The sequence below is a fragment of the Paenibacillus sp. Y916 genome, from assembly GCF_056786435.1.
In genome coordinates this window covers 1-11,709 of sequence record NZ_JBXCJA010000014.1, presented here as the reverse complement: position 1 = coordinate 11,709, position 11,709 = coordinate 1, and the positions used below count along the sequence as shown (strand labels likewise).

The 11,709-nt window shown below is 42.6% G+C and carries 10 protein-coding genes, 5 tRNA genes, 1 pseudogene and 1 riboswitch; of the genes and pseudogenes, 8 read left to right on the top strand and 8 right to left on the bottom strand.

All coding sequences use genetic code 11. The annotated features are described in order from the left end of the window. Positions 1–3: 3 nt before the first annotated feature. Both qoxD and AC1TO9_RS21225 read left to right on the top strand, forming a co-directional pair. The gene (qoxD, locus tag AC1TO9_RS21230) at positions 4–291 is read left to right on the top strand and encodes a cytochrome aa3 quinol oxidase subunit IV (RefSeq protein ID WP_482054512.1); all 288 of its coding nucleotides are present in this window, start codon (positions 4–6) and stop codon (positions 289–291) included. 130 nt (positions 292–421) lie between these two features. Continuing rightward, positions 422–658 (top strand): DUF6953 family protein, encoded by a 237-nt coding sequence (locus AC1TO9_RS21225; RefSeq protein WP_482054442.1) that lies wholly within the window; start codon positions 422–424, stop codon positions 656–658. A 72-nt stretch (positions 659–730) separates the two neighbouring features. On the opposite strand, the gene AC1TO9_RS21220 is transcribed toward AC1TO9_RS21225, so the two are convergent. The 3 genes and pseudogenes from AC1TO9_RS21220 to AC1TO9_RS21210 form a co-directional block, all read right to left on the bottom strand. Further along, positions 731–1,405, bottom strand: a complete 675-nt coding sequence (locus AC1TO9_RS21220; RefSeq protein ID WP_482054443.1) for a pectate lyase — start codon at positions 1,403–1,405, stop codon at positions 731–733. Positions 1,406–1,635: 230 nt separating this feature from the next. Then, positions 1,636–2,502, bottom strand: coding sequence for a VOC family protein (locus AC1TO9_RS21215; protein WP_482060452.1), 867 nt, complete (start codon positions 2,500–2,502; stop codon positions 1,636–1,638). 234 nt (positions 2,503–2,736) lie between these two features. Next, positions 2,737–5,472, bottom strand: a pseudogene (locus AC1TO9_RS21210) (glycoside hydrolase family 9 protein). Positions 5,473–5,788: 316 nt separating this feature from the next. After that, a riboswitch (TPP riboswitch) is annotated at positions 5,789–5,892 on the top strand. A 94-nt stretch (positions 5,893–5,986) separates the two neighbouring features. On the opposite strand from AC1TO9_RS21210, the gene AC1TO9_RS21205 reads away from it, so the two are divergent. The 6 genes from AC1TO9_RS21205 to thiE are packed head-to-tail and all read left to right on the top strand — an operon-like array spanning position 5,987 to position 10,950. After that, positions 5,987–6,787 carry an ABC transporter ATP-binding protein gene (locus AC1TO9_RS21205; protein ID WP_482060451.1) on the top strand — a complete coding sequence of 267 codons (801 nt, stop codon included), beginning with the start codon at positions 5,987–5,989 and terminating at the stop codon, positions 6,785–6,787. Continuing rightward, entirely contained in the window at positions 6,768–7,544 is a 777-nt protein-coding gene (locus AC1TO9_RS21200) for an ABC transporter permease (protein WP_482060450.1), read from the top strand. Before AC1TO9_RS21205 ends, AC1TO9_RS21200 begins: the two co-directional genes overlap by 20 nt. 14 nt (positions 7,545–7,558) lie before the next feature. Further along, the gene (locus AC1TO9_RS21195) at positions 7,559–8,572 is read left to right on the top strand and encodes an ABC transporter substrate-binding protein (protein WP_482060449.1); all 1,014 of its coding nucleotides are present in this window, start codon (positions 7,559–7,561) and stop codon (positions 8,570–8,572) included. A 24-nt stretch (positions 8,573–8,596) separates the two neighbouring features. Continuing rightward, entirely contained in the window at positions 8,597–9,391 is a 795-nt protein-coding gene (gene thiM / locus AC1TO9_RS21190) for a hydroxyethylthiazole kinase (RefSeq protein ID WP_482060448.1), read from the top strand. Positions 9,392–9,449: 58 nt separating this feature from the next. Next, on the top strand, positions 9,450–10,271 hold the full coding sequence (thiD, locus tag AC1TO9_RS21185) for a bifunctional hydroxymethylpyrimidine kinase/phosphomethylpyrimidine kinase (RefSeq protein WP_482060447.1): 822 nt from the start codon (positions 9,450–9,452) through the stop codon (positions 10,269–10,271). Next, positions 10,261–10,950, top strand: a complete 690-nt coding sequence (gene thiE, locus AC1TO9_RS21180) for a thiamine phosphate synthase (RefSeq protein WP_482060446.1) — start codon at positions 10,261–10,263, stop codon at positions 10,948–10,950. Before thiD ends, thiE begins: the two co-directional genes overlap by 11 nt. A gap of 179 nt (positions 10,951–11,129) precedes the next feature. Here thiE and AC1TO9_RS21175 read toward each other — a convergent pair. From AC1TO9_RS21175 to AC1TO9_RS21155, 5 genes are all read right to left on the bottom strand, one after another. Then, positions 11,130–11,200: transfer RNA gene (locus AC1TO9_RS21175), tRNA-Gly, on the bottom strand. A 15-nt stretch (positions 11,201–11,215) separates the two neighbouring features. After that, positions 11,216–11,289: transfer RNA gene (locus AC1TO9_RS21170), tRNA-Pro, on the bottom strand. 50 nt (positions 11,290–11,339) lie between these two features. Continuing rightward, a tRNA-Leu gene (locus tag AC1TO9_RS21165) sits at positions 11,340–11,424 on the bottom strand. 15 nt (positions 11,425–11,439) lie between these two features. Then, positions 11,440–11,515 (bottom strand) — tRNA-Lys (locus AC1TO9_RS21160). Positions 11,516–11,543: 28 nt separating this feature from the next. Next, positions 11,544–11,621, bottom strand: a tRNA-Asp gene (locus AC1TO9_RS21155). Positions 11,622–11,709 lie beyond the last annotated feature (88 nt).

Genomic DNA, 11,709 nt, shown 5'->3' with positions numbered 1-11,709 from the left:
ATGATGAAACAGCTATTTCCAATTCGCCATGTAATGGGCTATCTATCTTCCCTCGTCCTTTCTGCCCTTGCCCTAACCGCCTTACTGGACATTCCATTTGCATCTAAAATGGGGATTCTAGCGGTAACGGCTACGATACAAGCTTCCTTGCAACTGTTCATATTTATGCACATTAATGAACTGGCCAGTACAAAGAAGGAGCTATACCTCAACCTTGCCTATGCATTATTTGTTGGTCTAGTTACGATCTTCGGATCACTGTTCATCTTCATCTGGGGCTGGTACAGTTAATAATTATATAATACCAATGAAAGATGCAGCTTTCCTACATTGTAGGATTAGCTGCATCTTTCATTGTACAAGCTAGCATTGTCAGTTAATATTAAACTAAATGTGAGTTAAAAAAGTAAGGAGTGATGAAATGGAATGGTCAGCAGAACAAGTTGCCGAATGGATGCATACCGAAGTTCGGTCTTCTGGAAAACTAGTTCAAACTGAGGCAGTTAGCCATATTACCGAACACTTTGGAGAACATTTTATTTATGTTAATGATAATGGCAACCAGTCCATCTCCAAGGATGTAAAGAAAGCTTTCAAGAAATTACATGCTGGAAAAGCAGCATGGGATCGCGATGGGTTTTTCTGGTATTGGACTTAATTAAGTAGTTTTTTTATTTCCTTGTTAGAAAAGAGGGTGCTGAAATATTTCAGCACCCTTTTCTTTATAACACTAATATTGTGTGTTGCCAGACTGACTTGTCTTCCCTGAAGCAAATCCCTTGAAAAGTGTAGGAACACCTGAATACCTTGTATTTGTAATTTTTCCTTGGCTTGTACTGCTATCTGTTCTAAAAATGGAATCCTTCACTTTAGAAATATCTGAATCAACAAGTGTCATGTTAACCGCGTATGAAGTGCCACCATTTTGTCGAACTAGTTTCCCAATATCGTTAGCTTTAAAATTCTTAATATTAATGGTACCTGCAGCATTCATTTGAAACACTTTATCATATGCCTTATATGCTCCACCACCCGTAATATTAACTGTACCTGCAGATTTGAGGGTTAATGCATCCTCACCAACATCCTGCCATGTTACATTCGAAATGGTAGCGTTGCCATAACAATGTACACCATCTGCCCCCGGAGCACCAATGATCACATTCTTCAGTGTGGAACCCGCTCCTAATCTGAATATTGGCTTTTGATTTTCAGCTTGGCTGCCATCTCCGAGTGTACTTGCATTTGCAATATAAGTCTGACCTTTACCGTCAAATGTTGCACCAGCAGCAACTACAATCGTCGTGCTCACAGTAATTGGAGTTGCTGCTTTTACTTCCAGTTGAAATCCCATTAGAGAGATCAATACTCCTGTCGCTAAGACCAGACTCAATACTTTTTTCATGACAACCATCCTTTACTATTTTATTTTTTGATACAAACGGATGTGCACCCCCGCTTACATCTGAGTTAAGACTAACAGACAATTTATGGTTCCGAAATAATCATTTTGTTATATATGGTTATAAAACTAATATATTACATGAATTTATTGATATATTTATACCACAACATAGCCATTATAAAATCCGCAAGCATCATGCTTGCGGATTTTTTGTATTTCTAATGGTTATTTCACTCTGAACTTTGACTCACCAGCTTTATTGAAATATTGGAAGGATCTTTCACGAACCAACCACCATCCCTATAAGTAACACTAATTCCCGCATTCTTTAATTCCACAATGACCGTATCAAGCTCTTCCTGGTTAGGTAGAACCCAGGTGAAGTAATCTAATCCGACCGCATTAGCCGGTGCAGATGGTGCGCCCACTCCTGCCCACGTATTTAAGCCAATATGATGATGATACTCTCCTGCAGATACGAATAATGCCATCTCACCATAATGAGCGGTAACGTCAAGTCCTAGTATATTACAGTAAAATTCCTCCGCTTTCTGCAGATCTGATACATGGAAATGAACATGTCCAATTATCGTTCCATCAGCTAAGCCATTCCAGATCTCACCATCAGATATCGCAAGCAAAGCCTCCGAATCGACTGGGTCGGTCGTCATCACATATTGCCCCTGTGCATCTCTCTTCCATGTTTCCCTTGGACGATCCGCATAAATCTCGATACCATTACCATCTGGGTCACTAATATACAACGCTTCGCTGACCAAATGATCTCCTTGACCTACCGGAATGTTGTGCTTCATCAAGTTACGTAGCGATAGGCCTAATGAAATGCGATCAGGCATTAGAATGGCAAAGTGATACAATCCGGCAACCGATCTTTCCGGTAAGATGACTGCATTCTCAATTTGTTCTAGAATCAATAACGGTACTTTACCATCCACTGTCAACTGAGCTGTATTCTCTGTCAAATTCAAAACTCGTAAGCCAATAACCTCTGTATAAAATACTAAGGAACGTTTCAAATTACTAATTTTCAATTTTACATATCCAATTTGTGTGCTTGGATGTATTTTCTTTACCATGGGGTATCATCCTTTCGAAATGAAATAAAACAAATTATATAAGTAATAGGAATAATTATTTTGTATACTTAATATATCACAAATATTTTTTTTAGTCCATTTGAATTTCAATAAACGATTAATTCACATGGTATTTATCAAATAAAGCAACGACCACTTCCCGGTTAACTTTCCGGACAGTACATCGCTGCTCTATAGCCGTTCTATACAAATATTAACAATCTCATTAAGCTATTAAGGCTCCAGTCCCCACACTAAATTGCCACTCAAGTATGCTGGTACTTTCGCTGAATCTGTATATGAGGTTTTGGCCGAATCATACGAGTAATCGTCCGTTTCATTATAATTAGACCAATCGTTCTTATTGATACGAACCTGGATATCCCCACTGCTTGCACCTGGACTCAAACTTCCAGCTCCAGGGCCGAACGATATTTCAACGTAATGATCAGCTCCCGCCGTGGCACTATCCAATTGAACAAAAGTTCCACTTACATTGCCACTTCCAACAGCAGCATAATCACAGTGAAATTGTTGCGGTCTATCTCCGTCAATCGTATAGTAATAGCGAATCTTAATATCACTTAGTGATATGGTCTCATTACCGCTATTCGTGATACGAAATAGTGGACGGATCTGATTATCACTCGCATTTGTGTCGTTCGTACGATACTCTAACCTGAGATCCCCTTCCACAGGCATTGTTATCTCCCTTGGCTGCGCATTTACCTGTGACGAGTTCACACTTTCTCCAACAACATTCACAGAGGTGATGACATAATAATACGTTGTTCCATTATTCAAACCAGTATCATTGAATAGGGTTCCCGTCACATTACCTACGATCGTAAAGGGACCTCCACTTACTTCTGAACGCTTGATCACATACCCCTGTGCACTATTTACTTCCTTCCATGATAAGTTAATAGATTCGCTACCCCCTACTGCCTTGACCCCCTGTGGAGCCGAAGGTACCGTCGGTTCACTTGGGTCCCCCCCTCCAGAAGGTAATTGTCCGTATACCAGAACACCTGCATCATATACTGGAATATTAGGACTTTTCACAGGAAGCACACCACCAGCTGCAATACCATGAAATGAGAAATCATTAGCATTACTCCAGAAGTTCGAATGAAGTGGTCCCGCTATTCGGAATTGAACTTCCTTCTTAAACGCTGATTGCCCTCCCGGATATATCTCGGTTCCGGTAAAGTCTACCGTTGTATAATAAATATGATTAGCCTCATCAAAGGCATTCAGTGGAGATACCGTTGCACCTTGATTGTACCCTCCAGCTGTAACCGTAATATCCCCAGAATCATAACCTGCTTCATATGCTTCACTAAGATCAACGAAATAATGGAATGACATCGCTTTGCTAGAACGTGCAGGCCAACCAGAACGATTGTTCAGCAATGCACGGATTTCGATGAAATTACTCCCGCTTGCATTCACACCAGCTTCAACGAACATTTCATCCTCTCGTATTTCTGGTGTTGGGAACTCTGAATCCGGCTCCTGTCCTTGACCATGTAATAGAACCATCTTCGCCAGTGCACCTGTAAAAGCCGAATTATAATCCGTTGCCACTTCATTCGAAACATAATCTCCAATCGAATCAGTGTAAGCGTCTGTCTTCGATGGTCCACCAACAAGGGCACCATATAACGTATGTCTATGGTTAACAGGCATCGTCTGGCTATCATCCCAAGATCCATGTGAGGTCCGATGATGTGGATGTTCCGGTGAGTTGTTGCCATAACCAATAACATAACTGCTATTGCGAGGATTATCACCGAGCATGTAGAGTATTTGTGATTCCCCGAATAATCGCGCATTCACTTTCTTTACTGGGTCACTAACCCAATCGGAGTAGACAAATGCAAGGAAGACCTGATTGGCGGAGTAACGGAGTGCTCCCCACTGATCCAAATGAGCCAGACCACCCGGTGTATACGTAACCCGTTCACCCGTACCGGACACACCTGTCGTCCAGAATTGCATATTCTTCTCAGTAGACTGAATGAACTTCTGCTCTCCAGTGATGCGAGCCAGCAACAGCTGTGCTCCATAATGTTTATCATCCCAGGACTGGGTCCATTTATAATCCCAATTGCCCTGCTGATCCGTTCCCCATAAATCACTTGCGGCAATGGCTTTGTCTAGATAGGTCTCATCGTCTGTTGCTAAGTACAGCCAAATTCCACCCCAGCTCAACTCATCTGCATATCCGCTCCATGAGTTATAGTACTGTGTCGCATCCGTGATTGTATCTGAGTATTTGCCACGGTATTGATCTGCAAAATTGTACAGTTCCTTGGCATGTCTTAACAATTCAGCTGCATAGATAGGATCACTCTACTTAAATATGATTGATGCAGATGCAAGGGCAGCGGCTGTCTCTCCTGCTAAATCCGATCCTGGATGAGTCGCATCAATCTTATAGGCTGGGCGTTCCATCACCATGACCTCCGCTGGTCCCCACCATTTATGGTCACTCGTGCCATTTCCAACTTGTCCCCATAATTCATTCGGTGCAGTGTGGGCTTTCATGAAGTAATCCGTGGCCCAACGAATGTTATCCAATATTTCCTCAAGCTGCCCTGCTTGCTCGTAGCCTTCCCGATACTCATATACAGACCAAGCAAGCATTGACGCCGTATATGCCATTGGAAAACCAAATTTCACATGATCACCTGCATCGTACCAACCACCAGTTAAATCTTGACCAACATCTGCCCCATCCTGAAGCCCAGAATCTCCCCGCCACTCCACACGATTACTATCCGGTAGAATACCAGAGCGTTGAGTTTCATAGAAATATATTGATTTCTGTAGAGCTTCAGCATAGTTATAATCCGTAGAAGCTGCTTCAGCCAATTTAGATTGAGATACCCCATCCCAACTAAATGTAAGCGCAATCATAAAACTTAATAATAATATTCCTTTTTTCTTCATCCATACATTCATGTCAGATTTCATCCTCCTTATTTGCTAATTCGCATAACAAAAAACAGCCTTCACCTCACTTTCATTTCTACAAAGTTGAGGACACGCTGTCCATGGCGCCCAGATCTCTCATCACTGGTCCTGTAAAAAAATATACCATAATAAATTTAATAATACTATATTTTACATAAAATAATTATTTTTCTATTCTTTTATTCAATAAACCGCTCCGTACATCTTCACATCAAAAATCTAAATTAGCTTTACAATGTAATAGAGTCTATACTTATTTGTAAATTGTGTTATATTAAATAGGTTATCAATTAAATAAGACCTTGTTTTTCACTAGGGGAGTCTAACGACTGAGATGGAACGCGAAGTTCCGGACCCTTGGAACCTGATCTGGATTATACCAGCGGAGGGAAGTGGAACGAAATCTTCAACTCATGCATATATTTGCACACCTATTTGCCTGAATGAACTTTTTGACCCACTCATTTCCTTTCGGAAATGGTTGGGTCTTTATTTATTTACAATGAGCGAGGTGATCACCGTGATATTATCATTACAAAATTTAACTTACTCTTTTGCAAGTACGAACGAATCCCCTATTATTCAGGAACTGTCTATGAATGTTCAAGCGGGTGAATTCATTTCTGTCATAGGAGCTAGTGGTTCTGGGAAGAGCACTCTGTTTAAGCTGATTGCAGGACTGTTAGAGCCTATGGACGGAGAAATATATATACATGGCACAAGAACATCCAATCGTCTAGGGACAGTGGCTTACATGCCCCAGAAGGACCTACTCCTGCCTTGGAGAACCGTTCTAGACAATTGTTTACTCCCATGGGAGCTTAATCGAAAACTTCATCGCGAACTGGATCAGCGCAATAAAGAGAAGATCACAGCAGATATTCAGTTCACTCTAGAACGTTTCGGTCTAGGGAAATATGAACATGCCTATCCGGATGAATTATCAGGTGGAATGCGACAACGTGTCGCTTTTCTCAGAACACTCGTAACAGGGCAAGATCTGATGTTATTAGATGAGCCCTTTGGTGCACTTGACGCAATGACCAAAAGAGAGATGCATCGTTGGTTACTAGAGCTTTGGGATGATCTACATAAGACTGTCCTTTTCATTACACATGATTTGGAAGAAGCCATTCTATTAAGTGATCGCATCTACCTCATGTCCCATGACAGTCCTCAAGGTATAGAAGAAATGACCGTTAATTTACCTAGACCAAGGCACTACGAGATGAACTATGACCCTCACTTTATACAATTGAGGCAAGACTTGGAGCGACGATTACATGAGAATACGCCTTTTTAAACGCTGGGCACACGATTATGGATGGTTTGTACTTCTTTTAACACTACTCCTGCTGACTTGGGAATCGGTTGTCACTTTAGGCTGGGTACCTTCCTTTATTATTCCCTCACCGACCTCGATTGCCCGGGCATTATTTGAACATAGGCATCTATTGATCGGTCGGCATTTAATCGCCACTTTAAAGGAGGTTATGTTGGGTTTTATATTATCTGTTAGTGGGGGCGTTATTCTAGCTATAGGTATGCATATTTCGCGTCCACTTGAGAAAGCACTCTATCCGTTCTTGATTATTAGTCAGACCATCCCCTTAATCGCACTCTCACCGATCTTCATTATGTGGTTCGGTTACACGATTTGGAGTAAAGTAGCAGTGGTCTTCCTAACTGCATTCTTCCCGATTGTAGTGAGCACCTATGATGGTCTAAAAAAGAGAGATCGCGAGTATGCAGAGTTACTCATGACGATGGGAGCCAACCGCTGGGAACTATTCCGCACCATTGAGATGCCTATGGCCTTACCTTCCTTCTTCTCGGGACTGAAACTCTCCATCGTATATTGTGTCGTTGGAGCTACCATTGGTGAATGGCTCGGGGGTACGAAGGGACTAGGCTATTATAGTCGAAGAATGTCGAGCAACATGCATACAGATGAGATGTTTGCGTCCATCTTGTTACTTTCTTTACTTGGGATTTCCTTATTTATGATAATCGTAATATTAGAGAACAAATTTCTAAAGAAGAGAGGTTTATCGAAATGACAATGAATATAAATATGAAAAGAATTATCCCTGTTCTACTGGCAATGGCACTCTTTTCACTGACAGCTTGTGGCAATACTTCTAACTCTAATCAAGTAACAGACAAGCCAACGGCAGTCGTAGAGAATAAGCCTCAAAAACTGAGCATTATGCTCGATTGGTATCCGAATGCCGTTCATTCCTTCTTGTATACAGCACAAGAACATGGATATTTCGCGGAAAATGGGATAGAACTAGATATCCAAATGCCTGCCGATACCAATGATGCCTTGAAATTAGTAGCTGCTGGAAAAGTCGATCTAGCCCTAAGTTATCAACCACAAGTACTTATGGCTCGCGGTGAGAATATTCCTGTTAAATCGATCGCTGCTATCGTGAGACATCCTTTGAATCATCTTATGTTACCTGCTCTTGGAACGGTTCAATCTCCCCAAGACTTAGCTGGTTTAACCGTTGGATACTCTTCGATCCCTTTATATGAAGCTATGGTACATACCATGATACGAAATGATGGGGGCGATCCTGAAGACGTTCATTTGGTCGATGTAGGTTATGATCTCATTCCAGCCATCTCCACTGCCAGAGTTGATGCTATTATGGGTGGATTCATCAATCATGAACAACTAATACTGGCTAAGCAAGGTCACGCTGTAGTCGCTTTGAATCCTACGGATTATGGTGTTCCGGATTATTATGAGCTTGTCCTTGTCGCTAGTGATCAGGGCTTGAAAGACAAGCAAGAGTTACTCGCGAAGTTCGTGACAGCCATTGGACAAGGACAACAGTATGTACAACAGCATCCTGATGAAGCTCTATCCATACTTTTTGAACATGAAGATCAGACTTCACCGCTAGATAAAGAAATAGAAACGAAGAGTCTTCAGATTCTATTACCACTAATGGATGCAAAGGAACAAGCCTTCGGATATCAAGCACCTGAATCATGGGACGACGTCAATCAATGGCTCATTACAAATAAACTGCTACCTAACACTGTAAAAGCGGAAGATGCCTTTATAAATTTCTAATTCATCTTAAGGAGGAAATTAATCATGACATTTCTACAAAGGGTACGTCAACAGAATCCACTTGTACACAATATTACCAACACGGTAGTTACCAATTTTACAGCCAACGGGCTACTCGCCTTAGGCGCCTCTCCCTTTATGGCAGATGCTCATGAAGAAGTTGGCGATGTAGCGAAGATTGCTAACGCTGTCCTACTAAATATGGGTACACTCAATGCCCATATTGTAGACTCTATTCTCATGGCTGGTAAATCAGCTAATGAAAATAATGTTCCAATCGTATTTGATCCTGTTGGCGCTGGAGCTACCTCCTATCGTACAGCTGTTGCACAAAGAGTTTCCCAAGAAATAAAGTTAACTGTACTGCGTGGAAACGTTGCTGAGGTCGCCCATGTGATTGGAGAGAGTTGGTCCATCAAAGGTGTGGATGCCGGAACTGGTGAAGGAAACGTGGTTCAACTGTCACAAAAGGCGGCTTATAAGCTAGGTTGTATCGTTGTGGTTACGGGAGCGGATGATGTTATCACAGATGGGCAAACCACATACCTCGCTAGTAATGGTCACCCTATCATGACAAAAGTCACCGGCTCTGGATGTTTACTCGGCTCTGTCATTGCTGCCTTTCTAGCTGTAAGTGAACAACATTCGATTGAAGCTATTACCGAAGCCGTTGCTTTCTTTGGAGTAGCCGCAGAATTAGCTGCTAATAAGACAGAAGCGCTTGGTCCTGGAAGCTTTCAAATTGAATTCCTTAACCAATTGGCATTGGTGTCTGCGGAAACTTTCCAACAAAGGTCGAAAATCCACAAGCTTCAATAGACATCTATCTACACATAGAACGAATTACAAATTAGACTACCGAGAGGGGTTATCCTAGATGAGCATATATAAAGCCTTAACTATAGCTGGATCAGACAGCGGTGGTGGTGCTGGGATTCAGGCTGATCTGAAAACATTTCAAGAACTGGGTGTGTACGGAATGTCTGCTATCACAGCAGTGACAGCACAGAATACGTTGGGTGTTCATGGGGTCTTCCCTATGAGCTCTGAAGCTCTTACGATGCAATTAGATGCGATCGGAAACGATCTACAGCCGAACGCCGTGAAAACAGGGATGTTGTTTAGCGAGGAAATTATTCGTATTGTCGCAGATAAAGTACAGCAATACCATTGGCATAACTTGGTCATAGATCCTGTTATGGTTGCTAAGGGAGGATCTCCTCTTTTGCAACAAGAAGCAGTTCAATCTATCATTCGATATTTACTACCCTTAGCTCAAATAACGACTCCTAACCTCCCCGAAGCGGAAATACTTACCGAAATGTCTATTCGTACCTTGAGTGATCGGGAAGAAGCTGCCAAAGTCATCCATCAGATGGGCAGTCGTTATGTCATTATGAAAGGTGGACATGATGCTTCGACAGAGCAAGTTGTAGATCTACTCTATGATGGGCAGGACTACGTTTATATGGAGAATATCAGAATTGAGACGAGACATACTCATGGCACAGGTTGCACCTACTCAGCGGCCATTACAGCAGAATTAGCCAAAGGAACATCCGTGCTTGAAGCTACACAAATAGCCAAAACCTTTATCCAAGCGGCCATCGAAGATCAATTAGGCATTGGTGCGGGACAAGGTCCGACGAATCATTTTGCATATCAGAGAAGACTGCGAGGTGAAGATCATGTTAACTAATCCTTCGGATACCATTCGCGGATCTCTTAAGCTCTACTTCATTATGGGGAGTATCAATTGTCCAAAGAACCCTGTGGACATATTATCAGAGGCTATTGCAGGCGGAATTACTTTATTTCAATTTCGTGAAAAAGGTCCTGGTGCCCTCACGGGTCAAGCTAAACTTGAGTTGGCAACAAGACTTCAGAAGCTCTGCAGGCAACACCATATCCCTTTCATCGTCAACGACGACATCTCGCTAGCCATTGCTATTGGTGCAGACGGAGTCCATATCGGACAGGATGATGAACCTACCGGCTCCATACGCGCTAGGTTAGGTCCTGATGCGATAATCGGTGTATCTACCCACACGTTGGAAGAAGCTCAACAGGCGTTACGTGATGGAGCCAACTATTTGGGTATAGGTCCTATCTTCCCGACACAATCCAAAGATGATGCAAAGGATGTTCAGGGAACTTCCCTGATAGAAGAACTACGCGCAAAGGGAATTCAAATTCCTCTAGTAGGTATAGGTGGAATCACGATCGACAATGCAGCATCGGTTATTCATGCGGGTGCAGATGGAGTATCTGTCATATCAGCCATTGCTGGCGCTAATTCAGTTCGAGATGCAGCTACTCGTTTCATTCGAGAGATCGAGATTGTGCTCCCTCGTAATCGGAATCGGAATCGGAGATAACACTTACGAGTTTATTGCGAGATGATTGTTAAAGTAACTGTATAAACAACACTTAATAAAAGATTGAGATTTTCCCCATGATCTGCCCCATAAATGTTATGGAGAGGCAGCGATATATCGAATTCTTTGCAAAGAAAAAACCCTTGCGCGACAAGGGTTTCAAGCTTTAAAACAATATAAGCGGGTGATGGGAATCGAACCCACGCTATCAGCTTGGAAGGCTGGAGTTCTACCATTGAACTACACCCGCGCGTAATATTAGAGATCGGGACGACACGATTTGAACATGCGACCCCCTGGACCCAAACCAGGTGCTCTGCCAAGCTGAGCTACGTCCCGATGTTTTGAAGGGTTACATTTCCTTGCCTACTACTTCTAATTTAAAAAAATGGTGCGCGTGGAGGGACTTGAACCCCCACGTCGTGAGACGCTAGATCCTAAGTCTAGTGCGTCTGCCAATTCCGCCACACGCGCACATAGGCAAGTATATGGTGGGACATGAAGGGCTTGAACCTTCGACACCCTGATTAAGAGTCAGGTGCTCTACCAGCTGAGCTAATGTCCCATATTTTGTAAGCATTGATTAATTATAATGGCGGAACCGACGGGATTCGAACCCGCGATCTCCTGCGTGACAGGCAGGCATGTTAGACCAACTACACCACGGTTCCTCATAAATATAATTGGTTGCGGGGGCAGGATTTGAACCTGCGGCCTTCGGGTTATGAGCCCGACGAGCTACCGGGCTGCTCCACCCCG

What these genes read in the sequence shown, in the direction of transcription:
- qoxD (WP_482054512.1), top strand. Translation starts at nt 4, where the DNA reads ATGAAACAGCTATTTCCAATTCGCCATGTAATGGGCTATCTATCTTCC.
- AC1TO9_RS21225 (WP_482054442.1), top strand. Translation starts at nt 422, where the DNA reads ATGGAATGGTCAGCAGAACAAGTTGCCGAATGGATGCATACCGAAGTT.
- AC1TO9_RS21220 (WP_482054443.1), bottom strand. Translation starts at nt 1,405, where the DNA reads ATGAAAAAAGTATTGAGTCTGGTCTTAGCGACAGGAGTATTGATCTCT.
- AC1TO9_RS21215 (WP_482060452.1), bottom strand. Translation starts at nt 2,502, where the DNA reads ATGGTAAAGAAAATACATCCAAGCACACAAATTGGATATGTAAAATTG.
- AC1TO9_RS21205 (WP_482060451.1), top strand. Translation starts at nt 5,987, where the DNA reads ATGAGCGAGGTGATCACCGTGATATTATCATTACAAAATTTAACTTAC.
- AC1TO9_RS21200 (WP_482060450.1), top strand. Translation starts at nt 6,768, where the DNA reads ATGAGAATACGCCTTTTTAAACGCTGGGCACACGATTATGGATGGTTT.
- AC1TO9_RS21195 (WP_482060449.1), top strand. Translation starts at nt 7,559, where the DNA reads ATGAAAAGAATTATCCCTGTTCTACTGGCAATGGCACTCTTTTCACTG.
- thiM (WP_482060448.1), top strand. Translation starts at nt 8,597, where the DNA reads ATGACATTTCTACAAAGGGTACGTCAACAGAATCCACTTGTACACAAT.
- thiD (WP_482060447.1), top strand. Translation starts at nt 9,450, where the DNA reads ATGAGCATATATAAAGCCTTAACTATAGCTGGATCAGACAGCGGTGGT.
- thiE (WP_482060446.1), top strand. Translation starts at nt 10,261, where the DNA reads ATGTTAACTAATCCTTCGGATACCATTCGCGGATCTCTTAAGCTCTAC.